This window comes from Mesorhizobium sp. YM1C-6-2, assembly GCF_003666685.1.
In the GTDB taxonomy this organism is placed as follows: domain Bacteria; phylum Pseudomonadota; class Alphaproteobacteria; order Rhizobiales; family Rhizobiaceae; genus Mesorhizobium_K.
This window is the reverse complement of record NZ_RCIZ01000002.1, coordinates 185,197-211,480: the sequence shown is the minus strand read 5'-3', so window position 1 is coordinate 211,480 and position 26,284 is coordinate 185,197. Positions and strand designations below refer to the sequence as shown.

Here is a 26,284-nt window from a genome sequence, read left to right as displayed (position 1 = left end):
GACAAACAGCGTGCAGTGACGAGGACACCAGATGGCCGGCAACATGACTTTCGACCAGTTGAAGAAGGCCGTTGCCAGCGGCGAGATCGACACCGTGCTCGCCTGCGCGGCGGACATGCAGGGACGTCTGGTCGGAAAGCGCTTTCTGGCCAAGTTTTTCGTCGAATCCGGCTACGCGGAGAGCCACGGCTGCAACTACCTGCTCACCGTCGACATCGATATGGAGGTGGTTTCCGGCTACAAGGCGGCCAACTGGGAAAAGGGCTACGGCGACTTTGTCTTCAAGCCCGACCTTTCCACGCTGAGGCACGTTCCTTGGCTCGATAAGACGGCGCTCGTGCTGTGCGACCTGCTCGACCACCAGAGCCATGACGACGTGCCGCATTCGCCGCGTGCGATCCTGAAGAAGCAGGTTGCGCGGCTGACGGATCGCGGCTGGATGGCCTACATGGCCTCCGAACTCGAATTCTACCTCTTCGACGAGACCTATGCGGCGGCGCGCGCCAAGAACTGGAAGAACGTCGCGACCGCATCCCCCTATATCGGCGACTACCTGATCGGCATCACCACCCAGGAGGAAGCCGTCATGCGGGCGATCCGCAACGGCCTGGACGCCGCCGGCATTCCTGTCGAGAATTCCAAGGGCGAGGCCGGGCCCGGCCAGGAAGAGATCAACGTCCGCTACGCCGAAGCGCTGGAGATGGCCGACCGGCACGTCATCATCAAGAACGGCTGCAAGGAGATCGCGGCGGGCCTCGGCAAGTCGCTCACCTTCATGTCGAAGTACAATTATTCGCTGGCCGGCAGCTCCAGCCACGTCCACAACTCGTTGTGGAGCGCCGACGGCAAGACGCCGCTGTTCTTCGACAAGAAAGCCGAGAACACCATGTCGCCGCTGATGCGGTCGTGGGTGGCGGGCCAGCTCAAATACGCCAGCCAGTACACGCTGATGCTGGCGCCCTACATCAACTCCTACAAGCGCTTCCAGGTGGCGACCTGGGCGCCGACGCGCATCGCCTGGAGCCGGGACAACCGGACCGCCAGCTTCCGTCTTTGCGGGGAAGGTACCAAAGGCATCCGCACAGAGTGCCGGATCGGCGGCGCCGACCTCAATCCTTACCTCGCCTTCGCCGCGCTAATCGCGGCAGGGCTCGCCGGCATCGACGAGAAGCTGGAACTGTCGAAACCCTTCGAGGGCGACGTCTACAATGCCCGGAAGCTGCCGGAGATTCCGAAGACACTGCGCGAGGCGACCGATATCTTTGCGAAGTCCGGCATGATGAAGGCGGCCTTCGGCGAAGAGGTCGTCGAACATTATGTCCACACCGCCAAGTGGGAGCAGCTCGAATACGACCGCCGCATCACGGACTGGGAACTGCACCGGGGGTTTGAAAGGTACTGAGCCGCTCTTGTCCTTGCCGGAAGCGCAAGGACCTGCGCCGGAGTTACGAGGAACGAAAGCATGACCGAGACCATCAAACTCAAATCCCCCATCGACGGCTCGATCTACGCCGAGCGTCCCGTCGCGACCGACCAGCAGGTCAACGCCGCCGTCGAACGCGCCAGGGCCGCGCAGGTCGAGTGGGCGAAGACCTCCATCGCCACGCGTGGCAAATACATGCTCGCCATGCTGGAAGCCTTGGTCGGCATGGCCGACGAGATCGTGCCTGAGATCGCCTGGCAGATGGGCCGGCCTGTGCGCTACGGCGGCGAGTTCGGCGGCGTCAAGGAGCGCACGCAGTATATGGTCGAGATCGCCGAGAAGGCGCTCGCCCCCGTGCCCGCCTCCAATCCCAAGGACGGCTTCCGTCGCTACGTGAAGAAGGAGCCGCTCGGCGTGGTGATGGTCATCGCGCCGTGGAACTATCCCTACCTCACCGCCGTCAACACCATCGTGCCGGCGCTGATGGCGGGTTCCACCGTCATCCTCAAGCACGCCGCGCAGACGCTGCTCGTCGGCGAGCGTTTCGCCCAGGCCTTCGAGAAGGCAGGCCTGCCCAAGGGCGTCTTCCAGAACATCGTCCTGAACCATGCCCAGACGGAAAGGCTACTTGGCAGCGGCAAGATCGACCACGTCAATTTCACGGGCTCGGTCGCCGGCGGGCGCGCCATCGAGAAGGCGGCGGCCGGCACCTTCATGACGCTCGGGCTGGAGCTCGGCGGCAAGGACCCCGCCTATGTGCTGCCCGACGCCAAGATGGATCACGCCATCGCCAACCTCGCCGAAGGCGCCTTCTTCAACTCGGGCCAGTGCTGCTGCGGCATCGAGCGGGTCTATGTGCACGAGAAAGTCTACGACGACTTCGTCGAAGGCTTCATCGCCGAAAGCCGCAACTGGACGCTCGGCAACCCGCTCGACAAGGACGCGGTCATCGGTCCGATGGCACAGCCTCGTTTCGCAGACCTCATCCGCGAGCAGAAGGCCGAGGCGCTGCGCAAGGGGGCGACCGCTCATCTGAACGTCAAGGACGAGCGCGACCAGGCCGGCTCGCCCTATCTGCCCGCCGAGGTTCTGACCGGCGTCAACCATCAGATGTCGGTCATGCGCGAGGAGAGCTTCGGTCCGATCGTCGGCGTCATGAAGGTGCGCGACGACGAGGAGGCGATCGCGCTGATGAACGACAGCCCCTACGGCCTCACCGCCTCGATCTGGACCGCCGACACCGAGCATGCGGTTCGTATCGGCGACCGCGTCGAGACCGGCACCGTGTTCATGAACCGCTGCGACTATCTCGACCCGGCGCTGGTCTGGACCGGCGTCAAGGACACCGGCAAGGGCGCGGCACTCTCGGCCATCGGTTACGACAACCTGACCCGGCCGAAATCCTATCACCTTCGGGAAAAGATTTGATCGATGAGCGAAGGGGGCGTCGCGGCTGACATCAAGGAAGGACCCGTCGGGCTCGGCGGTTGGCTCCTCCTGCCAATGCTCGGCCTCTTCGCCGCGCCCCTGATTGGCCTGGCGGGGCTGGTCGATTTTTCGGGTCTTAAAGACGCATGGCCTTATCTAACAGCCGTACAGGCGAGCTTCATCGTCATCGAACTAGTGCTGAACGCCATTCTTCTCTTTGTGGCGCCGATCACACTGCTCTTCTTCATGTTCAAGCGTCTGGAGATTTTCCCGGGCTGGTACATGATCTGGCTCGCAGCCGCACCGATCATCGTGATCGCCGACGCCATGCTCGGTAAGGCGATATTCCCGGAGATGTTCGCCGGCGAAGACGTTTTCGACAAGGACACCGTCCGCAACATCGGGCGCTCCATCATCAGCGCTGCGATCTGGATTCCGTATACGATGCGCTCCGAGCGTGTCGCCAACACTTTCGTCAGATAATCGGTAGAAGGCTTCAATGACCAAGCTCGTCTCCAAATGGAACTACCCGACCACCGTCCGCTTCGGCGCCGGCCGCATCCAGGAACTGCCGGACGCGCTGGCCTTCGCTGGCATCAAGCGGCCGCTCTTCGTCACCGATCCGGGGCTCGCCAAGCTTCCCTCGACGGCCTCGGCGCTCAAGGTACTGGACGGCGCCAAGATCCCCTATTCGGTCTTCACCGACGTCAAGCTGAACCCGGTGGAAGCCAACCTCACCGCCGGCATCGCGGCGTTCAAGAAGGGCAAGCATGACGGCGTCATCGCCTTCGGCGGCGGCTCCGCGCTCGACCTCGGCAAGCTGATCGCCTTCCAGGCAGGCCAGACCCGACCCGTCTGGGACTTCGAGGACATCGGCGACTGGTGGACGCGCGCCAATTCCGACGCCATCGTGCCGATCGTCGCCGTGCCCACCACCGCCGGCACCGGCTCCGAGGTAGGCCGCGCCGGCGTGCTCACCAATGAGACCACCCATACCAAGAAGATCATCTTCCATCCGAAGCTCTTGCCGGCGATCGTCATCGCCGATCCCGAGCTCACCGTCGGCATGCCGCCCTTCATCACCGTCGGCACCGGCATGGACGCGCTCGCCCACTGCCTCGAGGCCTATTGCGCTCCCGGCTACCATCCGATGGCCGACGGCATCGCGCTCGAAGGCATGCGGCTGGTCTTCGAGAACCTGCCTAAGGCGGCCGCCAACGGCAAGGACATCACCGCCCGCGCCAACATGATGGCGGCGGCCGCGATGGGCGCCACCGCCTTCCAGAAGGGTCTCGGCGCCATCCACTCGCTGTCGCATCCGATCGGCGCGCTCTACGACACCCATCACGGCATGACCAACGGCGTCTTCATGCCCTATGTGCTCGCCTTCAACCGCCCGGCGATCGAGGAGCGCATCGCCCGCGCCGCCGCCTATCTCGGCATCAAGGGCGGCTTCGACGGGTTCGCGAAGGCGATCCTGAAGCTGAGGAAAGAGCTCAAGGTTCCGCACACCCTCCCCGACCTCATCAAGGGCCTGAAGATGGACGGCGCCCGCAAGGCCGAGATAGCCGCCATGGCGGTCGAGGACCCGAGCACCGGCTCCAACCCGGTCAAGCTCACCAAGACGGCGGCACGCGCGCTGCTCGACAACGCTATTGCAGGCAAGCTTTGAACTGCAACCCTGGCGCCTTCACTTGAGGGGGCCAGGGTCGCGAAAGGGAGGGGAAGCACAGTCGAGGGAACCAGAAATAATTAGCCGAGAAACAACTCGGCGGTGATTGCTACAGCCTTGAAAAAGGCGTTAACTTTTCTTGCCTGGGGGGTCCCGGCGGCCCGATCATTCATCGGACTGTCATACGACAGCGGTACCGCATCCGAGGCGTCTAATGGCGTCAGTTCAACGGAGAGAACACATGTTCAAGTTTACGGGGAAGCTGCTTTCCCTTGCCGCCGCGTCGCTCATGACGACCACGGCTTTCGTCGCGGCCGAGCCGTCGGCGGAGCTCGTGGCGGCGGCCAAGGCGGAGGGCCAGCTCACGACCATCGCGCTGCCGCACGACTGGTGCGGCTACGGCGAAGTGATTGCTGCATTCAAGGCTAAATATCCCGAAATCACCGTCAACGAACTCAACCCCGATGCCGGTTCGGGCGACGAGATCGAGGCGATCAAGGCCAACAAGGACAACAAGGGTCCGCAGGCCCCCGACGTGATCGACGTCGGCCTCTCCTTCGGTCCGGCGGCCAAGGCCGACAACCTGATCCAGCCCTACAAGGTCGCGACCTGGGATTCGATTCCGGCCGAGGCCAAGGACGCGGACGGCTACTGGTACGGCGACTATTACGGCGTGCTCTCCTTCATGGTGAACAAGGACCTCGTGGAGAACGTGCCGCAGGACTGGGCCGATCTGCTGAAGCCGGAATACGCCAACGCGGTCGCCCTCGCGGGTGACCCGCGCGCCTCCAACCAGGCCATCCAAGGCGTCTATGCCGCTGGCCTGGCGAAGGGCGCCGCGGCCGGCAAGGCCGCCGGCGAGGCAGGCCTCGAGTTCTTCAAGGAGCTCAACGCCGCCGGCAACTTCGTCCCCGTCATCGGCAAGCCGGCGACGCTGGCGCAGGGCCAGACTCCGATCCTCATCAACTGGGACTACAACAACCTGTCGGGCCGCGACACGCTCAACGGCAACCCGCCGACCGAGATCGTGATCCCGGCCAACGGCGTCGTCGCCGGCGTCTACGTGCAGGCGATCAGCGCCTACGCGCCGCATCCGAACGCCGCGAAGCTGTGGATGGAGCATCTCTATTCCGACGAGGGCCAGCTGCTCTGGCTCAAGGGCTACTGCCATCCGATCCGCTTCAACGACCTGGTGAAGAACGGCAAGGTTCCGCAGGATCTGCTGGACGCCCTGCCGCCGGCAGCCGCCTACGAGAAGGCCGTGTTCCCGACGCTCGACGATCAGGCGGCAGCCAAGGGCGCCATCACCGGAAGCTGGGACAGCGTGGTCGGCGCCAACGTCCAGTAAGACGACAAGGAGTCGGGCGGCGCGGATTGCGCCGCCCGACTCGTATCCGGAGCAATTCCAGGCACGGGTGAATCCGGTTTTCCGTGCCGGAGCTGCGACAAGCGAAGCGAGCGCGGGCTGGCGGCCATGACAGACATCACCGTTTCCGACCCGGCAGCGGCCAGGTCCGCACCGCCGACAAGCGGCGCCGGCATTCGTTTGCCGACGCAATGGCTGGGCGTCGCGCCGTTCTTCCTGTTCGCCCTGCTTTTCCTGATCCTGCCGACCAGCTACCTGATCCTCGGCGCCTTCCAGAACCCGGCCGGCGAGTTCACCCTCGAGAACATCCGCGCGCTGTTCCAGCCCTCGATCATGGCGGCCTACTGGATCTCGATCAAGGTCAGCTTCGCCTCCTCGGTGCTCGGCGCCCTGATCGGCCTCGCCATGTCGATCGCCATCGTGCGCGGCGGCTTGCCCAACTGGGTGCGCTCCACCACCATGACCTTTTCCGGCGTCGCCTCGAACTTCGCCGGCGTTCCGCTCGCCTTCGCCTTCCTGGCGACGCTCGGCCGCCTCGGCCTCGTCACCGTGCTGTTGCGTTATGTCGGCGTCGACATCTATCGCGACCTCGGCTTCAATATCCTTTCCTTCTGGGGCCTGACCCTCACCTACCTGTTCTTCCAGATCCCGCTGATGATCGTCATCATCACGCCGGCGATCGACGGGCTGAAGCGCGAATGGGGCGAGGCCGCGGCCACACTCGGCGCCAGCCAGTGGCAATACTGGCGCATGGTGGTCATCCCGGTGCTGTGGCCGAGCTTCCTCGGCACGGTCATCCTGCTCTTCGCCAATTCCTTCGGCGCCATCGCCACCGCCTATGCGCTGACCGGCTCCTCGCTCAACATCGTGCCGATCCTGCTCTATGCGCAGATCCGCGGCGACGTGCTCAACAACCCGCATCTCGGCTACGCGCTCGCCTTCGGCATGATCTTCATCACCGGGCTAGCCAACGCCTTCTACATCTGGTTCCGAACCCGCTCCGAGAGGTGGCTGAAATGAGGTCGGGGCGCTTCTGGGCCTGGGCCGCCTTCATCGTCGGCGCCGCCTATTTCTTCATCCCGCTGATCGCGACGCTGGAATTCTCGCTGCGCATGCGCCGCGGCACCTATTCCTTCGACGCCTACCAGGTCGTGCTCGGCGACCCGCGTTTCCAGGCGACCTTCGGCTACTCGGTGGTCGTCGCCGTCTTCACCATCATCCTCGGTGTGCTCGTCGTCGTGCCGACCGCCTACTGGATCAGGCTGCGCATGCCGTATCTCAGGCCGCTGGTCGAGTTCATCACGCTCTTGCCGCTCGTCATTCCGGCGATCGTCATCGTCTTCGGCTACATCCGCATGTACGGCTCCAACTCGCCGCTGCCCTTCCTCGCCTCGGCGCGCGGCACCGACATCCTGCTCATCATCGGCTATGCGACGCTGGCGCTGCCCTATATGTATCGCGCCGTGGACACCGGGCTCAGAACCATCGACGTGCGCACGCTGACCGAGGCCGCCCAGATCCTCGGCGCCGGCTGGACCACCATCATCGCGCGCGTCATCCTGCCCAATGTGCTGATCGCGGTGCTGTCGGGCGCCTTCCTCACCTTCGCCATCGTGATCGGCGAATTCACCATGGCCTCGCTGCTCAACCGCCCGGCCTTCGGTCCCTATCTGCAGAATATCGGCGCCAATCGCGCCTATGAGCCGGCGGCGCTTGCGATCATCGCGTTCGCGATCACCTGGGGCTGCATGTCGGTGATCCAGTTCCTGGCGCGCTATGCGCCGAAATCCGCCAACCGTCCGAACTAAGGACAATCCAAGATGGCCGACTCCTTCCTCTCCATCCAGCATGTCAAGAAGACCTTCGGCGACAACACCGTCGTGCAGGACTTCAACCTCGACGTCGGCGCCGGCGAGTTCATCTCCTTCCTGGGCCCGTCCGGCTGCGGCAAGACGACGGTGCTCAGGATGGTCGCCGGCTTCGAGGAGCCGACTTCCGGCTCGATCGGCATCGCCGGCAAGGACGTGACGCGGCTGAAGCCCAACCAGCGCAACATCGGCATGGTCTTCCAGGCCTATGCGCTGTTCCCCAACCTGACGGTGGCGCAGAACATCGCCTTCGGCCTCAAGGTCGCCGGCGTGCCCAGGGCCGACAGCGACAGGCGTGTCGCCGAGATGCTCGAGCTGATCAAGCTGCCGCAGTTCGGCGACCGCTATCCTTACCAGCTTTCCGGCGGCCAGCAGCAGCGCGTGGCGCTGGCCCGCGCCATCGCGCCGAAGCCGAAGCTCCTGCTGCTCGACGAGCCGTTGTCGGCGCTCGACGCCAAGGTGCGCGTGTCGCTGCGCGACGAGATCCGCGCCATCCAGAAGGAGCTCGGCATCACCACCGTCTTCGTCACCCACGACCAGGAAGAGGCGCTGTCGATCTCCGACCGGATCGTCGTCATGTATGGCGGCAAGGCCGAGCAGGTCGGCACGCCTTTCGAGATCTACAACCGCCCCTCCACGAAATTCGTCGCCAACTTCGTCGGCACGCTGAACGTGCTCGAAGGCACCGTCACCGACGCGGCGACCGGCACGGTCAAGGTCGGCGCCGGCGAGGTCACGCTGAAAGGCAAGCTCAACGGTTCCAAGGCCGGCGACACGCTGTCGCTCGCGCTGCGTCCGGAAGCGATCTCGCTCGGCCGCCAGGCCGGCCGCGACGCCACGCTCGGCGGCGAGATTTCCGAGGTGAGCTTCCTCGGCTCAGTCATCCGCGTGCGCGTCGGCCTCGGCAAGGAAGCCGTGTCGCTCGACACCTTCAACAGCCCGGCATCGCCGCCGCCGACGGTCGGCGAGAAGGCCGAGATCAGCTTCTCGCCCGAAGACGTGCTGGTGCTGCATTAAGGCAAACGCCACGCGTGGAGAGACGCGTCGGCCAAGCCATTGATTTTCCTCGATCTCAAGAAAATTTGGCGGCTGTTCGTTCACACCCGCCTCGCCTGAGCGACGCTGAAAAGAACGTCGAGCGCTGCCTCCGGCTACCCCACCCGGCTCGTTTTGCGCCTATACAGCAGAGCCCAGACGAAGACCCAATAACCTGTCCCGTTACCCGCCCGACAATAGCGACTTCAGCTTCACCTCGGGCGAGGCGAGCGCCGCCGGGTCGGGCCGCGTGCCCTTGGCGATCAGCATCTCGGCCAGTCTTATGTCGCGCGCCACCGCATTGCCCTTGCCGATGCCGCTTGCGGCAAGCAGCCTTCCGTCGGCCGCCAGGTGGAACAGGATGAAGGCGCCGTCGCCGAGGTCGCGGCGGACGTGCCGCTCGGCGCCCTCCGCCAGTCCGGCGATCTGCAGCGTGAGATCGTGCTGATCGGACCAGAACCACGGCACGGCGGAGACAGGCTCCTCGGCGCCGAGCATGTTCCTGGCTGCAAGCGTTCCCTGGTCCTGCGCATTGCGCCAAGATTCCAGCCGAACGCGCCGGCCGCCATAGATCTCCAGCGGAAACGAGCAGCAGTCGCCGGCCGCGAAAATGTCGGGATCGGATGTCCTGAGGAAGCGGTCGACGGCGATGCCGTTGTCGACCGCCAGCCCAGCGGATTCGGCGAGGCCCGTCACCGGCACCGCGCCGATGCCGACCACCAGCAGGTCGGCGGCGAGTTCGGTCCCATCGGCAAGCGTCACGCGCACCTCGCCGGCATCGCCCGCGATCGATGCGATGCCTGTCCCGACACGTATATCCGCGCCCTCGGCCCAATGGCGCTCGGTCACCGCCGCCGCGACCTCTTCCGGCACGCCGCGCATCAGGACCCGCGGCTGCGCCTCGATGACGGTCACGGCCGCGCCGCGCCTGACCGCGCTCGCGGCAAGCTCGAGCCCGATGAAGCCGCCGCCGACGACGACGAGCCGCATGCCGGGTGGCAGCAGCCGGCGAATGGCGAGCGCATCGTCGAAGCTCCGGAGCGTCACGCAGCGCGGCCCCGCATTTGCCGCCAGCGGCAATTGCCTGGGCACGGCGCCAGTGGCGAGCAACAGCTTTTCGTAGGCGAGCGTCGAGCCGTCCGACAGCCTCACCGACTTCCCCGCCCTGTCGATCGAGACCGCGTTCCGCCCCGTCAGCACCGAGATGCCCTTTTCGGCAAAGCGTTCGGCGAGCCCTATCCATTTCGGCTCGGGATGCTCGTCGCGGGTAAGCGCCTCCTTGGAGAGCGGCGGCCGCTCATAGGGAAGATGCGCCTCCTCGCCGACCAGCGTCACCGGCCCCGAAAAACTGTTCTCGCGCAAGGCGAAGGCTGCTCGCGCGCCGCATTCCCCGGCGCCGATGATGACCATTCCTGCGTTGCGGTCCGTTGTGCTCATGCCGTCTTCCCGACGCTCTCGCCCCAAGCGGGTCAAGCCTGATCCCTCATGCTCTTAGTTTCGACGCAGGATGCCGGCAAGTTGCCGGTCTGTCAGACTCCATCAGCGCGGCACGCTTCGAGGTTGAAATGCCTGACGGAACCGCGATAGGGAGGCGAACGGAAATCGGCGGAGGCGAAGCCAGCGTGAAGACGATAACGCTCGACGAACTCAAGGCGATGGTCGGACAGGAAAGCGGCCTGTCGCCCTGGCGCGAGGTCACGCAGACCATGATCGACCAGTTCGCCGACGCCACCGACGACCATCAGTTCATCCATTGCGATCCGGCCCGGGCCGCCACCGAGACGCCCTTCGGCGGCACCATCGCGCACGGCTTCCTGACGCTGTCGCTGCTTTCCACCTTCGCCTTCGAGACCGCGCCGGAGATCGAAGGCGCCGACATGGGCATCAACCACGGCTTCGATGCGGTGCGCTTCGTCGCGCCGGTCAAGACCGGCTCGCGCATCCGCGCGCGCTTCGTGCTGGCCGACGTCAAGATCCGGCCCTCGGGCTGGGTCCAGATCGCCAACGACGTGACGATCGAGATCGAGGGTTCGGCAAAGCCGGCCTTGACCGCGCGCTGGCTGACGCTGACCTTTGTCCCGCCCAAGGCGGACTGACTGCCGACAGAACGGAACCCGGAGGATAGTAAGTGCCGCAGATCAGCATCATCGTGGAATTCGAGACGCATGAAGGCCGCGAGGCGGAGTTCACGGCGCTGATCAAGGATCACGCGCGGCGGACGCTGTTCGAAGAAGACGGCTGCCTGCGCTTCGAGGTGCTGAAGCCGGTGGACGCCGAGGGCGCGCCGATCCCGAACAGGATGATGGTGAGCGAACTCTACGCCGACCAGACCGCCGTCGACCTGCACGGCAGCAATCCTCGCCTCGCAATAGTGCGCGCCGCGTTCGGGCCCATGCTGAAGTCCCGCCGGCTGATCTTGTCGCAGGTCGTCGCCGATCAGCTCGACGAAGAAGGCCTGACGCCCGACGAACTCAACGCCTCGAACGACGGCTGACCGCCGCGCCTACTCGCCGCTTCTGCGGGCGAGCATCGCCACCAGCAGCCCGACCACGACCAGCCCGACGACGGCGGTGGTTGCGGGATGGTCGCGCGCAGCCTCCCCGGCCGCGCGGCCGTGCTTGCGCATCATCGGCAGCGCATCGCTGAACCTGTCGCGAAGGTCGCTGTAGAAATCCGCGGCCGTGTCGCGCGCATCGTCATAGGCGTCCGAACCGCGTCTGGACAGCGCCTTCTTCAGCGCGGACAGCTCCTTGGAGAGATGCGCCACCTGCGCTTCCAGATCGTCCTCGCGGAACCGTGAAAAAGGGGAATGCATTCGTGTTGTCCCTTCGCAGAGTTATGGACAACAAACGATGTGCCGGGGCTTTCGTTCCTTGCTCCCGGTCCCGGTTCAGCGGCGCAGATTGACGATAGCCACGCCGACCAGGGCAAGCGTACCGCCGGCGATGCCGTACAGACCCGGCATTTCGCCCAGCCAGAAGAAGCCCATGAGGGTCGCGACCGGCGGCACGCAGTAGAGGAAGTTCGAGGCGCGCGAGGCAGGCAGACGCGACAGCGATACGGCCCAGCTCGCCTGGGCGATGAGGCTCGGCACGATGCTGAGGTAAAGCACCGCGAACAGACCGCTTGCATCAGCGACCGCCGCCTGATCGAGGCCGGGCGGCAGGAACGGGGCAAGCGCAAGCGCGCCGATCACGATGTTCCAGGATGAGACCGCCAGCGGATTGTGGCGCACGAAGAGCGGTTTCTGGATGATGGCGTTGGCCGCTGTCACGAAAGCGGCGCCGAGAATGAGCAAGGCGCCGGCATCGAAGCGGAGCCCCTCGCCTTCGCCTAGCGCGATGATGCCTATGCCGGCGAAGGAGAGCAGCGTGCCGCCCCAGGCGATCAGCGAAAAACGCTCGTTGAGGAAGGCGGTGGCGAAAAGCGCGGTAAGGATCGGGCTGACATTGATGATGAAGCTCGCCGCACCCGCCGAGACGGTCAGCTCGCCATAATTGAGCAGGCCGGTGTAGAGCGCGACGAAGCCGAAGCCGCCGAAGCCGAAGCGCCAGAGTTCGTTCATCTGCGGCAGCTTTGGCCTGGTGATTGCAAGATAGATCGCAGCGGGAATGGCGGCGATGGCAAAGCGCACCGCGCCAAGCTCCAGCGGACCGAAGGCTTCGAGACCGGCCCGGATCGCGGGAAAGGCCGACGCCCAGGCGAAGATGATGACCACGATCGCGACCACCGCCACGGAATCGGTTCTGCTTCCGGCAGTCGGTGTGCTCAGCGCCGTCGTCATTGCCTTGCCCTCTCGAAGTGCCGGCAAGAAACCCGATCGCGAGCTGATTGACAATCGAATAAATGAGGGTTCTGCTGTGAATATGGATCACAGCTTGAAGCCCATGCTGCCGCTGGAGACGCTGCGCGGTTTCGAGGCGGCCGCTCGCACCGGCAGCTTCAGCGCGGCGGCCGAGCAGCTCAACATCACGCACGGCGCCATCAGCCGGCAGATCGCCAAGCTGGAACAATGGCTCGGGCTGAAGCTGTTCGAGCGGAAAGCGCGCGGCGTGTCGCTGACGCCCGAGGGTCAGCGGCTCTTCCTGCGCACAAGCGAGGCCTTCTCGCTGATATCGGACACGACCGACCGCTGGAGCGAGCCACGCGGCCCTGCAGTGGTGCGGCTGACCTCGATCCCGTCGATCAGCGGCCTGTGGCTGATGCCGAGGCTGCACATGCTGGAAGCCGGACCGACGCCGCTGCGTATCGTGCTCGACGTCGACGACCACCAGGCCGATCTCGCCGACGAAGGGCTCGACCTCTCGATCCGCTGCGGCCGCGGCAAGATCCCGGGCCGGATATCCGTGCAGCTTTTCGAGGAGCACTGCTTTCCGGTGGCCTCGCCACAACTCGCCGCCGAGATCGGCAAGGGCAAGCCGGAGCGGCTGCTGAAATACCGGCTGATCCACGATTCCGACGCGTCCGCCTGGCGCGCCTGGTTTTCGGCGCGCGGCATGGACTATCGCCCGCGCCAGGAGGACAGGCGCTTCGAAGACTACAATCTGGTGCTCGACGCCGCAGCCCACGGGCTGGGCATCGCGCTGGCGCGACCGCCGCTCACTGTCGACCAGCTCGCCTCGGGCCGCATAGCCATGGTGGACGAGCGCACTGCGCTGAACCCGGTTTCCTACTGGCTGGACCGTCCCATCGGCAGGCCGCGCGAGGCCGCAGCAGAGCTTGTGCGCAGGATCGGCAGGGAGGCCGGCCTGCAGCAGGAGAAAGTCGAGGCCTTCCTGGCGGCGGAGAGCTGAAGCGCTATTTCCGCTTCTTCTTGGGACCGCCGGGTATGGAGGAAGAGGTCACGGAAACGGGATCGCTCGCCGGAAAGCTGTCCTCCAGGCCCTCGTCGAGTTCCTCCTCGCGCAAATCCCCCTCATGCTTCTGCTTGCGCTTCTCGCGCTCCAGCGACTTCACCGCGGGAGATTTCCTGGCGCCGTCGGGCGTTTTCGGACTGGCCATCGCGTCGTCCTTTCTGTCACCCCTAGACATAAGCGACGCGGCGCCGCCTGCCAGACCCGCAGGAAAGATTCCCTCAGGCGGAGGCGTCGCGCGCGGCTTCGGTGAGGAAGGTGAAGACATAGTCCGAGAAGGAGCGCCAGCATTCGACGCGGAACGCCTCGTCGGCGGTGCGCAGGAGAACGATCTCGGACTTGCCGAGGATGGTGCGCGAGCAGGCGCCGACCGGGAAGGCCGCAAGCGACAGGTCCTGCGGGCAACCGGCGCTGACGGTGCTTTCGGCGCCCTGCCCCGTCACCGAGATCGCCATGTTGCGGTGCGAGATGCCGACCGCCGAATGCAGCGCCTCGACTCCGGCGCAATCCTGGAGCGGATCGTTGGCGCCGTCATCGATGACCAGCCATTCGTCGGGACCGAGCCACAGCGCGGTGCGGCTGCCTTTCGACGCCGAGGTTTTCGGTTTTTCGGGCAGCGTCAGCCCGAGCGCCTTGGAGAGCGCGGCGACAGAAGCGGCGGGCGCGCGCAACGAGATGCGGTGCGCCGGCGGCAGCGTTGCGAGCTTGACCCCGGTCGCCTGGAATTCGCGACCCGCCTGCGCCGGATTGCGGACGGCCGCCTGAACCGAATCAGCCATTGAGGCGGCCTCCCTTCTCGTCGAAGAACACGGCTGAGCAGATCTCGACTTCGATGACCCCTGACGGCATCGGCACGAACAGCGTCTCGCCCATGCGCGAATGCCCGTCGACGACCAGCGCCAGGGCGATCGAGCGGCCGCAATTCTCCGACCAGTAGCTCGACGTCACATGGCCGATCATCTTCATCGGGATCGGCTGGTTGGGATTGGCGACGACCTGCGCGCCCTCCTCCAGAACCGTCTTCGGATCCTTCGTCTTCAGGCCGACAAGCTGCTTGCGGCCAGGGGCAACGAGGTCGGGCCGGGACAGGCCGCGTATGCCGACGAAATCGGTCTTCTTCTTGCCTATGGCCCAGTCGAGCCCGGCGTCGGCGGGCGTCACTGTGCCGTCCGTGTCCTGGCCGACGATGATATAGCCTTTTTCGGCGCGCAGCACGTGCATGGTCTCGGTGCCGTAGGCGCAGGCGCCGTGCTTCTGGCCTTCGGCCCACAGCGCTTCCCAGACGGCAAGGCCGTAATCGGCCGGCACGTTGACCTCGAAGCCGCGTTCGCCGGAGAAGGACATGCGGAAGAGCCGGGTCGGCACGCCGCAGATCTTGCCTTCGCGCACCGACATGTGCGGCAGGGCCTCGTCCGCGAGGTCGATGCCCTCGACGAAAGGCGCGATGATGTCCCGCGACTTCGGCCCCTGTACGGCGATGACAGCCCACTGTTCCGAGGTCGAGGTCAGCCACACGTTGAGCCCGGGGAACTCGGTCTGGAGGTAGTCCTCCATCATGTTCATGACGCGCGCAGCACCACCGGTCGTGGTGGTGACGTGGAAGCGGTCGGCCGCCAGCCGCCCGACGACGCCGTCGTCATAGATGAAGCCGTCCTCGCGCAGCATGACGCCGTAGCGGCAGCGGCCAACCCCGAGCTTCTCCCAGGGATTGGTGTAGAGGAGCTCCATGAATTTCGCGGCGTCCGGCCCAACCACCTCGATCTTGCCGAGCGTGGAGGCGTCGAACAGACCGGCCGCCTTGCGCACGGTGACGCATTCGCGGTTGACGGCGGCGTGCATATCCTCGCCGGCGCGCGGGAAATACCAGGCGCGCTTCCACTGGCCGACATCTTCGAACACTGCGCCTTGGCGCTCCGCCCAGTCATGGGTCGCGGTGCGGCGCGTCGGGTCAAAGAGCGGCCCACGCGCATGGTTGACGATCGAGCCGAAGGTGACCGGCGTGTAGGGCGCGCGGAAAGTGGTGAGCCCGACCTCTGGAATTTCCTTGCCGAGCGTCTCGGCGGCGATGGCGAGGCCGTGCATGTTGGAGGTCTTGCCCTGGTCTGTCGCCATGCCGTTGGTGGTGAAGCGCTTGACGTGCTCGATCGAGCGCATGCCCTCGTGCACCGCCTGGCGAATATCCTTGGCGGTGACGTCGTTCTGGAAGTCGACGAAAGCCTTGACAGTCGTGCCAGCTCCGGCTCCAGGGGCCGAGCCGAGCATGCCGCCCGTCCAGCCCTCGCCCGCGTCGGCCTTCGGCTTCGCGCCGCCCCGCACTGCCTTGCCGCCGGCTTCCTTGGCCGCCTTGGCGCCCGCCGCGTAGCCTTCGTCGAGCGACGCTTCCAGGCTGTCGGTGCCGTTGCATGCGCCGACCGAGACGCAATCCTGCGCATAGGCGCCCGGCAGGAAGCGCCGCGTGGCGTCGTCGAAGGCGACCTTGCCGCGCGACTGCGAGAAGAGGTGCACCGACGGCGTCCAGCCGGACGACATCAGCAGCGCATCGACGGGGATCGTGCGTTCGGCACCGCCGTTCTTTGGCTGCACGACCATCGCGGAGACGCGCAGGTTTCCGCGCGCCTTGACCACGGCGCGTCCGAGATTGAGTTCGATGCCCAGCGTCCGCGCCTCGTCGATCAGCGGACCCGAGGGATTGTCCCTGAGGTCGACGATCGCCGCGATGTTGACGCCCGCTTTCTTGAGGTCGATGGCGGCGGCATAGGCGCTGTCATTGGCAGTGTAGACGCCTACTTGTCTGCCGACGGCGACGCCGTAATGGTTGAGATAGGCGCGCGCGGCGGAAGCCAGCATGACGCCCGGCCGATCATTGTCGGCGAACACCATCTGCCGCTCGATGGCGCCGGTGGCGATGACGACCTTCTTCGCCCGAATTTGCCAGAGCCGCTCGCGCGGCAGGTCGTGGCCTGGAGCGGCAAGATGGTCGGTGACGCGCTCGGTCAGGCCGACGAAGTTCTGCGCGTAATATCCGAAAGCGGTGGTGCGCGGCAGCAGGCGGACATTGTCCATCGCCGCGAGCTTGGCGACCGCGCCCTGGGCCCAGGCGAAACCGTCCTGCCCGTCGACCCTGGAGCCGCTCTCGAAGCGCAGCGCGCCGCCGAGCTCTGACTGCTCGTCGGCGAGGATGACGCGCACGCCGGTCTCGGCCGCCGCCAGTGCCGCGGCGATGCCGGACGCGCCGCCGCCGAGCACCAGCACCTCGCAATGGGCGAAGCGCGACGAATAGTGGTCGGGATCGGGCTGGTCGGGCGCGACGCCGAGGCCGGCGGCCGCGCGGATCTTCGGCTCGTACAGGTTCTTCCAGGCAGCCTTCGGCCACATGAAGGTCTTGTAGTAGAAGCCGGCGGAGAAGAAGGGCGAAGCAAGGTCGTTGACCGCGCCGACGTCGAAGGAGAGCGACGGCCAGCGGTTCTGCGAATGGGCGGCCAGCCCGTCATAAAGCTCCTGCACCGTGGCGCGGACGTTCGGCGTCTTGCGCGCCGCGTCCCGCTCGATGCTGACCAGCGCGTTCGGCTCCTCGGCGCCCGCCGAGAGGAAGCCGCGCGGGCGGTGGTACTTGAACGAGCGCCCGACGAGATGGACGCCGTTGGCGAGCAGCGCCGACGCCAGCGTATCGCCTTCTATGCCGCTGAACGGCTTGCCGTCGAAGGTGAAGCGCGCGGTCTTGGCCGGTGTCAGCCGGCCCGCGCCGGAGATGCGGAAAGGCTCGGCCATCACGCCTCTCCCTTCTTCTTCGCAGGCGCGCGCCTGGGTTTCTTCACATTGAGCTGGTCCGGCGGGCGATTGGCATAGGCGGCCGGCTCATTCGATACCAGCCCCTCCAGATCGGGCTTCGGCTCACCGGCCTTGTAGGTGACCAGGAACTTGTCCGTCACCGTGTCGCGCGCGGCATTGAAGAAGCGCGCGCAGCCATGGATGTGGCGCCAACGCTCGAAGATGATGCCCTTGGGGTTGGAGCGGATGAAGAAGAACTTTTCGAAATCGTCGTCGCTGATCGCGGCCATGTCGGTCGAGCGCGCGACATGCGCCTCGCCGGCATTGCGGAACTCCAGCTCCGGACGCTCTTCCTCGCAATAGGGGCAACGGATGAGAAGCATTTTCCGCGGCCTCCTAGTGCGCCACGGCGGCGGCAGCCGCCTCGTCGATCAGCCGGCCGGTCTTGAACCGCTCCAGCGTGAACGGCGCGTTGATCGGGTGCGGATTGTCGTTGGCGATGGTGTGGGCGAAAACGTGGCCCGAACCCGGCGTCGCCTTGAAGCCGCCCGTGCCCCAGCCGCAATTAACGTAGAGGCCCTTCACCGGCGTCTTTGCCAGGATCGGCGAACGGTCGGGCGTCACGTCGACGATGCCGCCCCAGGAGCGCAGCATCTTCATGCGCGTGAACATCGGGAACATCTCGCAGATCGCGTCGAGCGTGTGGTTGAGGATGTGCAAGCCCCCGGTCTGCGAATAGGAGACGTACTGGTCGGTGCCGGCGCCGATCACCAGTTCGCCCTTGTCGGACTGCGAGATATAGGCGTGCACCGTGTTCGACATCACCACGCAGGGGAAGACCGGTTTCACCGGCTCCGACACCAGCGCCTGCAGCGGATAGGATTCGAGCGGCATCCTGACGCCGGCCATGTCCATGATGACGGAGGAATGGCCGGCCGCGACCACGCCGACCTTCTTCGCCCCGATGAAGCCGCGCGTCGTCTCGACGCCGGTGACGGCGCCGTTCGCCGAGCGCTTGATGCCCTTGACCTCGCAGTTCTGGATGATGTGGACGCCGCGCGCCGAAGCACCACGTGCATAGCCCCAGGCAACCGCGTCGTGACGCGCCGTGCCGCCGCGCCGCTGCAGGGCGGCTCCCATCACGGGGTAGCGGGCATTCTTCGAGATGTTCAGCGGCGGGCAGAACTCCTTCGCCTGCTCGGGCGTCAGGAACTCGTTGTCGACGCCGTTCAGCCGGTTGGCGTGGATGTGGCGCTTCAGCACCTGCAGGTCATGCACATTGTGCGCCAGCATCATCACGCCGCGCGGCGAATACATGACGTTGTAGTTGAGATCCTGGCTGAGCCCGTCCCACAGCTTTACCGCGTGGTCGTAGATGCCGGCGGACTCGTCATAGAGGTAGTTGGAGCGGATGATGGTCGTGTTGCGGCCGGTGTTGCCGCCGCCGAGCCAGCCCTTTTCGAGCACCGCGACATTGGTGATGCCATGCTCCTTGGCGAGATAATAGGCGGTGGCGAGGCCGTGGCCGCCGGCGCCGACGATGATCACGTCGTATTCCGAGCGAGGCTCGGGCGAGGACCACTGCTCCTCCCAGCCCTTGTGGCCGCGCATGGCCTCCCTGGCGATGGCGAATACCGAATATTTCCGCATGTCTTCGACGGCCTCGCAGATGCCCAAGGGACCAACCGCCGGCTTTCCCGGCCGGCGCGAGGTGTAGCACTAGCGAAAAGCCCGTGTCACCCTTGCACTGATAGCGACGGCGCTTGCCGCTTTGCGCCAGCCCCGGTGCGATCGAATATCCCTTCCCGCCCGGCAAGTATCGGGTGGTTGCAGCGGCGGCAAATTGTCATCTCCCGGGAAACGGCCACCATGGCCGCGCAACCAAGGGAGCAGGACATGTTCGAACTCACCGACAAGGTCGCAATCGTCACCGGCGCGAGTTCCGGAATCGGCCGGGCGGCGGCCAAGCTGTTCGCGGAACACGGCGCGAGCGTCGTGCTGGCTGCCCGCCGCCGGGATGAGCTTGAATCGGTGGCCGCGGAAATCGCCGAGGCCGGCGGCAGCGCACGGGCGCTTGCCGGCGACGTGCGCGACGAGGCCTATGCCAAAGCGCTTGTCGAGCTCGCCACCGATGCATTCGGCGGCCTCGACATCGCCTTCAACAATGCGGCGACAGTCGGTGCCATGGGCCCGATTTCGGAACTGTCCGCCGACGACTGGCGCAATACGCTCGAGACAAACCTGACCGGCGCGTTCCTTGGCGCGAAACACCAGATACCGGCGCTGGTCGAACGCGGGGGCGGCTCGTTGATCTTCACCTCGACATTCGTGGGCCACACTGTCGGCATGCCCGGAATGGCGGCCTATGCGGCGAGCAAGGCGGGGCTGATCGGCCTGACCCAGGTGCTCGCCGCCGAATACGGTCCGAAAGGCATCCGTGTGAACGCCCTGCTGCCGGGCGGCACCGACACGCCGTCGGCGACCTTCAAGACGCCTGAAACACGCAGCTTCGTCGAAGGATTGCATGCGCTTAAACGCGTCGCCCAGCCGGAGGAGATCGCACGTTCCGCGCTCTATCTCGCCTCCGACGCCTCGAGCTTCACCACCGGAGCCGCCCTGTTCGCCGATGGCGGCGTGTCGATCAACCGGACCTGATGCGATCCGGAGGCACGCGGCATGCCGCGTGCCGGCTTCAGCTAGCCTTGGGGCCGGTCATGTTTGGCAGGAAGATGGTGAGCAGGCCGAGCAGCGGCAGGAACGAGCACAGCCAGAAGACATATTCGATGCCCTTGTAGTCGGCGAGCACGCCGAGCGCCGCGGCGCCTATGCCGCCGAAGCCGAAGGCGAGCCCGAAGAATATGCCCGCGATCAGGCCGACACGGCCGGGCACCAGTTCCTGGGCGAACACCACGATCGCCGAAAAGGCCGACGACAGGATGAGGCCGATCAGGACGGCAAGCACGTTGATCCAGAACAGGTCGGCATAGGGCAGCGCCAGGGTGAAGGGCAGCGCGCCGAGGATCGAGAACCAGATGACGGTCTTCGCCCCGAAGCGGTCGCCGATCAGCCCGCCGAGCACCAGCCCCGCCGCCGACGCGGCGAGGAAGGCGAACAGCATGAGCTGCGAGCCCTGCACCGAGACGCCGAAATTGTCGATCGCGTAGAAGGTGTAGTAGCTCGACAGCGCCGCCACGTAGATGTTCTTCGAGAAGGTGAGGATCATCAGCACGACGAGCGCGGTCACCACCTTGGCCCTGGGCAGCGCCGGGAACATCGATGCCGGCATCTTTCGCGCGCTGCGGTCGCGCAGATGCGCCGCATACCAGCCTCCCACCTGCCACAGCACCACGATACCGACCAGCGAGCCGACGGCGAACCAGGAGATGCTGCCCTGCCCGAACGGCATGACGATGAAGGCGGCCAGCAGCGGGCCGATTGCCTGGCCGAAATTGCCGCCGAGCTGGAACAGGGACTGCGCCAGGCCGAAGCGGCCGCCGGATGCGAGGCGGGCGACACGCGAGGATTCCGGATGGAAGATCGCCGAACCCAGGCCGATCAGCATCGCGCCCGCGATGAGGACCGGATAGGTGTGCGCGTAGGCGAGGACGATCAGGCCGACAAGCGACGACGCCATGCCGACCGGCAGCGAATAGGGAAGCGGCCGCTTGTCTGTGTACATGCCGATCAGCGGCTGCAGCAGCGAGGCCGTCCCCTGGAAGGCCAGCGTCAGCACGCCGATCTGCCAGAAGTCGAGATGGTAGTTGTCCTTCAGCAAGGGGTAGATCGCGGCGAGCAGCGACTGCATCACGTCGTTGATGAAGTGGCACAGGCTCACCGCCACGATGACGGCAAAGACTGTACTGTCGGCGCTCGAAGGCCGCCCCTTTATGCTGATCTCGGTCACTGCCCGTCTCGGAAGAATGCCCTGACGCACGCGCGTCAGGGGTGCAATACGCCCCGGCTGCGTCAAGCGTATGATGCAGTCCTGCTAAGCTTTGGTGCCAGTATGGCCGCTTCGGCCGCCATATGATACTGCGATCCACACTCGACAACCTGCCCTGATTCTGCTATCAGCCGCCCCAATTCGCGGTGGAGGCCGCCGCGGAGGCGCTTGGCCGTAGGCGTTGACCCCGACCTAGCACCTTGTTTCTGAACACGAAAAGCAGGATCGCCCGTGCAGGTACTCGTCCGCGACAACAATGTTGATCAGGCGCTCCGCGCCCTCAAGAAGAAAATGCAGCGCGAAGGCATCTTCCGCGAGATGAAGATGCGCGGACATTACGAGAAGCCTTCCGAGAAGCGCGCCCGCGAAAAGGCCGAGGCCGTTCGCCGCGCCCGCAAGCTGGCCCGCAAGCGCGCCCAGCGCGAGGGTCTGCTGCCGATGACGCCGCGTCCGGCCCCGGCCGGCGGTGCAGGGCGTCCGGCGCGCTGAGCACGCCCACTTTTCGTCCTTTTCCGGCGATACGACCATCAGGGTGGGGCGATGTGAATCGCCGCCACCTTTCGTTTTTTCATCGCGCGTGGGGACGCGGTGCGGGGATCATGAATCCGGCGTAGCAGGCCCGGCATCTGAGGGAAGAGCGCGATGAAAGCAGCCATTGGCGACCGCAAGCGGACGAAGTCTGGCGGCGCGACGATAATGGCGGCATTGTTTGCCGGCCTCCTGCTTTCCGCCTGCCAAAGCGGCCCGAGCGGCGAACTCACCACCATCGACACGGCGCAGGGCTCGCAGCAGAACATCTCTTCGCTGACCGCCGTCATCAGCCGCAATCCGCAGGATCCGGAAGCTTACAACGTTCGCGGGTCGGCCTATGGCCGCGGCGGCAAGTACCGCGAGGCGCTGAACGATTTCAACAAGGCGATCGAGCTCCGGCCCAACTTCTACCAGGCCTATTCCAACCGGGCGCTGATCTACCGCTTCATGGGCGACCAGCAGGCAGCCCTCAACGACTACAACCGGTCGATCCAGCTCAACCCGAACTACGACGCCGCCTATATCGGGCGCGGCAATCTCTACCGCAAGACGGGCCAGGTGACGCTCGCCTTCAACGATTTCCAGAAGGCGATCCAGCTCGACACCACCGATGCGCGCGCCTACCACAATCGCGGCCTGATCTATCAGAGCCAGGGACAGCACGCCTTCGCGATCGAGGATTTCTCGACCTCCATCTCGCTGTCACCCAACGCGCCCGAGCCATATAACGGCCGCGGTCTCTCCTACCTGGCGACGAACGACGAGGACAACGCCTTCTCCGACTTCAACACGGCGATCAAGCTCGACGGCAAGGTCGCCGAGAGCTGGGCCAACCAGGCGCTGGTCTACGAGCGGCGCGGCGACAAGGCCAAGGCAGCGAAATCGTACCAGCAGGCCGTGCGGCTGGACCCGAACTACAAGCCCGCCGTGGATGGGCTGGCCCGCACCAGGGGAACCTGAACCCGGGCCCCGGCATTTCACACGAAACCGTTGGAGGACTCCGATGATCAAGAGAACCGCCTCCGTCTTCGCAGCATCGCTCATGACGGCTTTGCTCGCCGCTCCGGCCAGCGCCGGAACCATGAGGCTCGGTATCCTCACCTGCGACATTGAAGGAGGCACCGCGCTCGTCATCGCCTCCCACAAGGGGCTCGACTGCACCTTCAAGCCGTCCGGCGGCGGCCACAAGGAGCGCTACACCGGCATCATCTCCAAGATTGGCGTCGACCTCGGCGTCACCCATCAGGGCTCGCTGGTATGGGCGGTCCTCGCCGTCACAAGCGACTACGAAGGCGGGCAGCTTGCCGGCAATTATCTCGGCGCGACAGCCGAAGCGAGCGTCGTCGCTGGCGGCGGCGCCAACCTGCTCGTCGGCGGCTTCCAGCGATCGTTCAGCCTGCAGCCGCTGAGCGTCCAGGCGCAGACCGGCGTCAATCTCGCGCTGGCCGTGACGTCGATGAGGCTATACCAGCCGCTGAAATAGCCCGGCTTCCGGCCCTTCCGGCGGGCCGGGATGGAACCTTGAAACCGCGTCGACAGTTGTTGACGAAAGTTTTGAAGGAGGTTCCGACATGAAATATCTGCTTATCGCGGCTGCGTCCGCAGCAATGCTGGCAGCCATGCCCGCGGCCAATTCCCAGACCAAGGGCATGGAACTCGGCGTGCTCGACTGCAAGGTCGAGGGCGGCGCCGGCTTCATCATCGGCTCCACCAAGGATGTGCTCTGCACCTACCGGCCGGCCGACAAGAACCTCGCACCGGAGAACTATCACGGCACGATCAGCAAGATCGGGCTCGACGTCGGCGTCACCGGCGAAACCCTGATCACCTGGGCGGTGCTTGCGCCGAACGCCGACCTCTATGCGCCGGGCGCGCTGTCGGGCGACTATGTCGGCGCCAGCGCGGAGGCGTCTGCCGCGATCGGCGCCGGCGCCAATGTGCTGGTCGGCGGCTCGAACCGCACCTTCTCGCTGCAGCCGCTGAGCGTCCAGGCGCAGACCGGCGTCAACCTCGCCGTCGGCGTCACCGAATTCAAGCTGCGGACCGCGGCGGGCTGACCGCCCTCGTCGGTGACATTAGCCGGTCGCGCCAGGCGCGGCCGGCAATTGCTTAGCGCAGTACGCGCTGCTCGAACCAGTCGAGCACAAAGCCGCGGATGCCGTCGACATGCTCGCCCGTCTCGATTGCTCCGGCGAGTTCCGAGAGGCGCATTGCGGCAGTCAGCAGAAAGACGCGCCCCCTGTCGAGCACCCTGCCTGTCCGGGCCTGGTAGGCCTCCACGGTGCGCGCCGCGAGCTCGGGAGCGATCAGCGATATCTGCACGAACTCGCGGTGCGGCGGGCCGAAGCCTGAATCCGCGAAGTCGAATATGCCCTTCAATCGGCCTTCTCCGTGATCGAAGGCCATGTTCCATCCATGCGCGTCGAAGAAGCCGTAGACCTCGCCGAGCGGGTCCGGCGACAGCCGGCGGTAGTTGGCGATAGCGGCCTGGGCCGGGCCACGGATATGCTCGGGCAGCAGCGGCCAGACAGGCGCCAGCGTGGCCTCTTCCGTATCCCACCAGCCAACCGGACCGGCTCCGGCCTCGCGCATGACGGCCGGCTCGATCGCATGCAGCTCGACCAGGAAAAGCGCAACGTCATCCGCCAGCCGGCGGCGGGCTTCCTCATCGAGCCGCGCATAGCCCCCGCCATCGAGCGTCCCGCCCGGCAGCTTGCCGTGCAGGGAGAATAGGGGCGGCCCTTCATGGATCGTCATGTCCGGCACCGCCATGGTGAGCCGCGGCCGGACGGCAGCCAGCAGCGATGCCTCGCGCCTCAGCGCCTCCTCGGCCTCCGCACCCTCGGGAAACTTCGCTATGAACCGGCCGCCGACATCGACGGCAATGCTGTGCCAGCCCCGGCCGGCAACTGTGAAGGACTTGCCGGCGAAGGAAGGATGGGCGGCCAGGATAGCCGCCCGGAAGGCATCGGGTACGCTGTCTGGAACCTGAAGATCGATCAGTGATCCATTGCCTTTACGATTTCCTCGGTCATCTTCTTGGCGTCGCCGAGGAGCATCATGGTGCCGTCCTTGTAGAACAGCGTGTTGTCGATGCCTGCGTAGCCGGAGCCGAGCGAGCGCTTGACGAACAGGCAGGTGCGCGCCTTGTCGACGTCGAGGATCGGCATGCCGTAGATGGGCGAGCTCTTGTCGTCGCGCGCGGACGGGTTGGTGACGTCGTTGGCGCCGATGACATAGGCGACGTCGGCCTGCGCGAACTCGGAGTTGATGTCCTCGAGCTCGAACACCTCGTCATAGGGCACGTTGGCTTCGGCCAACAGCACGTTCATGTGGCCGGGCATGCGGCCGGCCACCGGGTGGATGGCGTATTTCACCTCGACCCCGGCGGCCTTCAGCTTGTGGGCCATCTCGCGCAGCGCATGCTGCGCCTGGGCGACCGCCATGCCGTAGCCGGGCACGATGATGACCTTCTGCGCGTTCATCATCAGATAGGCGGCGTCGTCGGCCGAGCCCTGCTTCACCGTGCGCTCGATGCCGTCGTCGGACGCAGCGGCGGTCTCGCCGCCGAAGCCGCCGAGGATAACGGAGATGAAGGAGCGGTTCATGCCCTTGCACATGATGTAGGACAGGATGGCGCCCGACGAGCCGACCAGCGCGCCGGTGATGATGAGCGCCAGGTTGCCGAGCGTGAAGCCGAGTGCGGCCGCCGCCCAGCCGGAATAGGAGTTCAGCATCGACACGACGACCGGCATGTCAGCGCCGCCGATCGGGATGATCAGGAGCACGCCGAGCAGCAGCGAAACCGCGACGATCAGCCAGAAGATAGTAAAACTCTCGGTCGAGACGAGCATGACGATCAGCACGACGAGCCCGATGCCGAGCGCGGCGTTGAGCAGGTGGCGGCCGGGCAGCATGATCGGCTTGCCGGACATGCGCCCGTCGAGCTTCAGGAAGGCGATGACCGAGCCGGTGAAGGTGATGGCGCCGATGGCGACGCCGAGGCTCATCTCGATGAGCGCCTGGCCGTGGATGTCGCCGGCGGTGCCGATGCCAAAGCTTTCCGGCGCGTACATGGCGGCTGCCGCCACCATCACCGCGGCAAGGCCGACGAGGCTGTGGAAGGCGGCGACCAGCTGCGGCATCGAGGTCATGGCGATGCGCCGCGCAGTCACCGCGCCGACGCCGCCGCCGATGGCGAGGCCAAGCACGATCAGGCCGAAGCCGGTGGCGCTGGGGGTCGCCAGCGCCAGCGTGGTGGCGATGGCGATGGCCATGCCGATCATGCCGAACAGATTGCCCTGCCTGGAGGTCGTCGGGTGCGACAGCCCCCTCAGCGCCAGGATGAACAGGATGCCGGAGACGAGATAGAGGAAGGAGGCGACGTTGGCGTTCAC

28 protein-coding genes are annotated in these 26,284 nt (G+C 65.7%); 17 read left to right on the top strand and 11 right to left on the bottom strand.

Features of this window, described 5'->3' with window-relative positions:
* Positions 1-31: 31 nt before the first annotated feature.
* The 8 genes from D8676_RS05910 to D8676_RS05875 all read left to right on the top strand — a co-directional run bounded on the left by D8676_RS05910 (position 32) and on the right by D8676_RS05875 (position 8,774).
* A complete protein-coding gene (locus D8676_RS05910; RefSeq protein ID WP_121579932.1) occupies positions 32-1,402 on the top strand; it encodes a glutamine synthetase family protein in 1,371 nt (456 codons plus the stop codon).
* 60 nt (positions 1,403-1,462) lie between these two features.
* Positions 1,463-2,851, top strand: a complete 1,389-nt coding sequence (locus D8676_RS05905; protein ID WP_121579931.1) for an aldehyde dehydrogenase family protein — start codon at positions 1,463-1,465, stop codon at positions 2,849-2,851.
* A gap of 3 nt (positions 2,852-2,854) precedes the next feature.
* Positions 2,855-3,334, top strand: coding sequence for a DUF2569 domain-containing protein (locus D8676_RS05900; protein WP_121579930.1), 480 nt, complete (start codon positions 2,855-2,857; stop codon positions 3,332-3,334).
* Positions 3,335-3,350: 16 nt separating this feature from the next.
* Positions 3,351-4,523 (top strand): iron-containing alcohol dehydrogenase, encoded by a 1,173-nt coding sequence (locus D8676_RS05895; protein WP_121579929.1) that lies wholly within the window; start codon positions 3,351-3,353, stop codon positions 4,521-4,523.
* A 241-nt stretch (positions 4,524-4,764) separates the two neighbouring features.
* Positions 4,765-5,871, top strand: a complete 1,107-nt coding sequence (locus D8676_RS05890) for an ABC transporter substrate-binding protein (RefSeq protein ID WP_121579928.1) — start codon at positions 4,765-4,767, stop codon at positions 5,869-5,871.
* 126 nt (positions 5,872-5,997) lie between these two features.
* Positions 5,998-6,909: an ABC transporter permease subunit gene (locus D8676_RS05885; RefSeq protein ID WP_121579927.1), complete on the top strand. Its 912-nt coding sequence runs from the start codon at positions 5,998-6,000 to the stop codon at positions 6,907-6,909.
* Positions 6,906-7,697: an ABC transporter permease gene (locus D8676_RS05880; protein ID WP_121579926.1), complete on the top strand. Its 792-nt coding sequence runs from the start codon at positions 6,906-6,908 to the stop codon at positions 7,695-7,697. Before D8676_RS05885 ends, D8676_RS05880 begins: the two co-directional genes overlap by 4 nt.
* Positions 7,698-7,709: 12 nt before the next feature.
* Positions 7,710-8,774 (top strand): ABC transporter ATP-binding protein, encoded by a 1,065-nt coding sequence (locus D8676_RS05875; RefSeq protein WP_121579925.1) that lies wholly within the window; start codon positions 7,710-7,712, stop codon positions 8,772-8,774.
* 201 nt (positions 8,775-8,975) lie between these two features.
* Here D8676_RS05875 and D8676_RS05870 read toward each other — a convergent pair whose 3' ends face one another.
* Positions 8,976-10,229, bottom strand: coding sequence for an FAD-dependent oxidoreductase (locus D8676_RS05870; protein WP_245426631.1), 1,254 nt, complete (start codon positions 10,227-10,229; stop codon positions 8,976-8,978).
* Positions 10,230-10,414: 185 nt separating this feature from the next.
* Here D8676_RS05870 and D8676_RS05865 point away from each other — a divergent pair, with 185 nt between their 5' ends.
* Both D8676_RS05865 and D8676_RS05860 read left to right on the top strand, forming a co-directional pair.
* Entirely contained in the window at positions 10,415-10,888 is a 474-nt protein-coding gene (locus D8676_RS05865; protein ID WP_121579924.1) for a MaoC family dehydratase, read from the top strand.
* A gap of 32 nt (positions 10,889-10,920) precedes the next feature.
* The gene (locus tag D8676_RS05860) at positions 10,921-11,286 is read left to right on the top strand and encodes an antibiotic biosynthesis monooxygenase (protein WP_121579923.1); all 366 of its coding nucleotides are present in this window, start codon (positions 10,921-10,923) and stop codon (positions 11,284-11,286) included.
* Between the two features lie 9 nt (positions 11,287-11,295).
* On the opposite strand, the gene D8676_RS05855 is transcribed toward D8676_RS05860, so the two are convergent.
* Both D8676_RS05855 and D8676_RS05850 read right to left on the bottom strand, forming a co-directional pair.
* Positions 11,296-11,607 (bottom strand): hypothetical protein, encoded by a 312-nt coding sequence (locus D8676_RS05855; RefSeq protein ID WP_121579922.1) that lies wholly within the window; start codon positions 11,605-11,607, stop codon positions 11,296-11,298.
* Positions 11,608-11,682: 75 nt separating this feature from the next.
* A complete protein-coding gene (locus D8676_RS05850; RefSeq protein ID WP_121579921.1) occupies positions 11,683-12,576 on the bottom strand; it encodes a DMT family transporter in 894 nt (297 codons plus the stop codon).
* A 103-nt stretch (positions 12,577-12,679) separates the two neighbouring features.
* Between D8676_RS05850 and D8676_RS05845 the strand changes: the two genes are divergently transcribed.
* A complete protein-coding gene (locus D8676_RS05845) occupies positions 12,680-13,585 on the top strand; it encodes a LysR family transcriptional regulator (RefSeq protein WP_183097029.1) in 906 nt (301 codons plus the stop codon).
* Between the two features lie 4 nt (positions 13,586-13,589).
* On the opposite strand, the gene D8676_RS05840 is transcribed toward D8676_RS05845, so the two are convergent.
* The 5 genes from D8676_RS05840 to D8676_RS05820 form a co-directional block, all read right to left on the bottom strand.
* Complete coding sequence (locus D8676_RS05840) at positions 13,590-13,793, bottom strand: hypothetical protein (RefSeq protein WP_348629006.1); 204 nt, start codon at positions 13,791-13,793, stop codon at positions 13,590-13,592.
* A gap of 73 nt (positions 13,794-13,866) precedes the next feature.
* Positions 13,867-14,424, bottom strand: a complete 558-nt coding sequence (locus D8676_RS05835; RefSeq protein WP_121579918.1) for a sarcosine oxidase subunit gamma — start codon at positions 14,422-14,424, stop codon at positions 13,867-13,869.
* Positions 14,417-17,413, bottom strand: a complete 2,997-nt coding sequence (locus tag D8676_RS05830) for a sarcosine oxidase subunit alpha (RefSeq protein ID WP_121579917.1) — start codon at positions 17,411-17,413, stop codon at positions 14,417-14,419. The genes D8676_RS05835 and D8676_RS05830 overlap by 8 nt, the downstream gene beginning before the upstream one ends.
* Positions 17,413-17,796: a sarcosine oxidase subunit delta gene (locus D8676_RS05825; protein WP_121579916.1), complete on the bottom strand. Its 384-nt coding sequence runs from the start codon at positions 17,794-17,796 to the stop codon at positions 17,413-17,415. Before D8676_RS05825 ends, D8676_RS05830 begins: the two co-directional genes overlap by 1 nt.
* Before the next feature lie 13 nt (positions 17,797-17,809).
* A complete protein-coding gene (locus D8676_RS05820) occupies positions 17,810-19,063 on the bottom strand; it encodes a sarcosine oxidase subunit beta (RefSeq protein WP_121580430.1) in 1,254 nt (417 codons plus the stop codon).
* Between the two features lie 246 nt (positions 19,064-19,309).
* Here D8676_RS05820 and D8676_RS05815 point away from each other — a divergent pair, with 246 nt between their 5' ends.
* Positions 19,310-20,068, top strand: a complete 759-nt coding sequence (locus D8676_RS05815) for an SDR family oxidoreductase (RefSeq protein WP_121579915.1) — start codon at positions 19,310-19,312, stop codon at positions 20,066-20,068.
* Between the two features lie 37 nt (positions 20,069-20,105).
* Here D8676_RS05815 and D8676_RS05810 read toward each other — a convergent pair whose 3' ends face one another.
* Positions 20,106-21,317, bottom strand: a complete 1,212-nt coding sequence (locus D8676_RS05810; protein ID WP_245426626.1) for an MFS transporter — start codon at positions 21,315-21,317, stop codon at positions 20,106-20,108.
* Between the two features lie 270 nt (positions 21,318-21,587).
* Between D8676_RS05810 and rpsU the strand changes: the two genes are divergently transcribed.
* The 4 genes from rpsU (at position 21,588) to D8676_RS05790 (ending at position 23,944) form a co-directional block, all read left to right on the top strand.
* Positions 21,588-21,845 carry a 30S ribosomal protein S21 gene (gene rpsU / locus D8676_RS05805; RefSeq protein ID WP_121579914.1) on the top strand — a complete coding sequence of 86 codons (258 nt, stop codon included), beginning with the start codon at positions 21,588-21,590 and terminating at the stop codon, positions 21,843-21,845.
* 153 nt (positions 21,846-21,998) lie between these two features.
* Entirely contained in the window at positions 21,999-22,847 is an 849-nt protein-coding gene (locus D8676_RS05800; RefSeq protein WP_121579913.1) for a tetratricopeptide repeat protein, read from the top strand.
* A 43-nt stretch (positions 22,848-22,890) separates the two neighbouring features.
* The gene (locus D8676_RS05795; protein ID WP_121579912.1) at positions 22,891-23,370 is read left to right on the top strand and encodes a DUF992 domain-containing protein; all 480 of its coding nucleotides are present in this window, start codon (positions 22,891-22,893) and stop codon (positions 23,368-23,370) included.
* Positions 23,371-23,458: 88 nt separating this feature from the next.
* Positions 23,459-23,944 (top strand): DUF992 domain-containing protein, encoded by a 486-nt coding sequence (locus D8676_RS05790; RefSeq protein ID WP_121579911.1) that lies wholly within the window; start codon positions 23,459-23,461, stop codon positions 23,942-23,944.
* A 52-nt stretch (positions 23,945-23,996) separates the two neighbouring features.
* On the opposite strand, the gene D8676_RS05785 is transcribed toward D8676_RS05790, so the two are convergent.
* Positions 23,997-24,707, bottom strand: a complete 711-nt coding sequence (locus D8676_RS05785; protein WP_245426674.1) for an aminoglycoside phosphotransferase family protein — start codon at positions 24,705-24,707, stop codon at positions 23,997-23,999.
* On the opposite strand from D8676_RS05785, the gene D8676_RS27635 reads away from it, so the two are divergent.
* Entirely contained in the window at positions 24,633-24,893 is a 261-nt protein-coding gene (locus D8676_RS27635; protein ID WP_245426624.1) for a hypothetical protein, read from the top strand. The two genes, D8676_RS05785 and D8676_RS27635, sit on opposite strands and share 75 nt — an antisense overlap.
* Here D8676_RS27635 and D8676_RS05780 read toward each other — a convergent pair.
* Positions 24,887-26,284 carry an NAD(P)(+) transhydrogenase (Re/Si-specific) subunit beta gene (locus tag D8676_RS05780; protein ID WP_121579909.1) on the bottom strand — a complete coding sequence of 466 codons (1,398 nt, stop codon included), beginning with the start codon at positions 26,282-26,284 and terminating at the stop codon, positions 24,887-24,889. The two genes, D8676_RS27635 and D8676_RS05780, sit on opposite strands and share 7 nt — an antisense overlap.

What these genes read in the sequence shown, in the direction of transcription:
- D8676_RS05910 (WP_121579932.1), top strand. Translation starts at nt 32, where the DNA reads ATGGCCGGCAACATGACTTTCGACCAGTTGAAGAAGGCCGTTGCCAGC.
- D8676_RS05905 (WP_121579931.1), top strand. Translation starts at nt 1,463, where the DNA reads ATGACCGAGACCATCAAACTCAAATCCCCCATCGACGGCTCGATCTAC.
- D8676_RS05900 (WP_121579930.1), top strand. Translation starts at nt 2,855, where the DNA reads ATGAGCGAAGGGGGCGTCGCGGCTGACATCAAGGAAGGACCCGTCGGG.
- D8676_RS05895 (WP_121579929.1), top strand. Translation starts at nt 3,351, where the DNA reads ATGACCAAGCTCGTCTCCAAATGGAACTACCCGACCACCGTCCGCTTC.
- D8676_RS05890 (WP_121579928.1), top strand. Translation starts at nt 4,765, where the DNA reads ATGTTCAAGTTTACGGGGAAGCTGCTTTCCCTTGCCGCCGCGTCGCTC.
- D8676_RS05885 (WP_121579927.1), top strand. Translation starts at nt 5,998, where the DNA reads ATGACAGACATCACCGTTTCCGACCCGGCAGCGGCCAGGTCCGCACCG.
- D8676_RS05880 (WP_121579926.1), top strand. Translation starts at nt 6,906, where the DNA reads ATGAGGTCGGGGCGCTTCTGGGCCTGGGCCGCCTTCATCGTCGGCGCC.
- D8676_RS05875 (WP_121579925.1), top strand. Translation starts at nt 7,710, where the DNA reads ATGGCCGACTCCTTCCTCTCCATCCAGCATGTCAAGAAGACCTTCGGC.
- D8676_RS05870 (WP_245426631.1), bottom strand. Translation starts at nt 10,229, where the DNA reads ATGAGCACAACGGACCGCAACGCAGGAATGGTCATCATCGGCGCCGGG.
- D8676_RS05855 (WP_121579922.1), bottom strand. Translation starts at nt 11,607, where the DNA reads ATGCATTCCCCTTTTTCACGGTTCCGCGAGGACGATCTGGAAGCGCAG.
- D8676_RS05850 (WP_121579921.1), bottom strand. Translation starts at nt 12,576, where the DNA reads ATGACGACGGCGCTGAGCACACCGACTGCCGGAAGCAGAACCGATTCC.
- D8676_RS05845 (WP_183097029.1), top strand. Translation starts at nt 12,680, where the DNA reads ATGCTGCCGCTGGAGACGCTGCGCGGTTTCGAGGCGGCCGCTCGCACC.
- D8676_RS05840 (WP_348629006.1), bottom strand. Translation starts at nt 13,793, where the DNA reads ATGGCCAGTCCGAAAACGCCCGACGGCGCCAGGAAATCTCCCGCGGTG.
- D8676_RS05835 (WP_121579918.1), bottom strand. Translation starts at nt 14,424, where the DNA reads ATGGCTGATTCGGTTCAGGCGGCCGTCCGCAATCCGGCGCAGGCGGGT.
- D8676_RS05830 (WP_121579917.1), bottom strand. Translation starts at nt 17,413, where the DNA reads ATGGCCGAGCCTTTCCGCATCTCCGGCGCGGGCCGGCTGACACCGGCC.
- D8676_RS05825 (WP_121579916.1), bottom strand. Translation starts at nt 17,796, where the DNA reads ATGCTTCTCATCCGTTGCCCCTATTGCGAGGAAGAGCGTCCGGAGCTG.
- D8676_RS05820 (WP_121580430.1), bottom strand. Translation starts at nt 19,063, where the DNA reads ATGCGGAAATATTCGGTATTCGCCATCGCCAGGGAGGCCATGCGCGGC.
- D8676_RS05815 (WP_121579915.1), top strand. Translation starts at nt 19,310, where the DNA reads ATGTTCGAACTCACCGACAAGGTCGCAATCGTCACCGGCGCGAGTTCC.
- D8676_RS05800 (WP_121579913.1), top strand. Translation starts at nt 21,999, where the DNA reads ATGAAAGCAGCCATTGGCGACCGCAAGCGGACGAAGTCTGGCGGCGCG.
- D8676_RS05795 (WP_121579912.1), top strand. Translation starts at nt 22,891, where the DNA reads ATGATCAAGAGAACCGCCTCCGTCTTCGCAGCATCGCTCATGACGGCT.
- D8676_RS05790 (WP_121579911.1), top strand. Translation starts at nt 23,459, where the DNA reads ATGAAATATCTGCTTATCGCGGCTGCGTCCGCAGCAATGCTGGCAGCC.
- D8676_RS27635 (WP_245426624.1), top strand. Translation starts at nt 24,633, where the DNA reads ATGGATCGTCATGTCCGGCACCGCCATGGTGAGCCGCGGCCGGACGGC.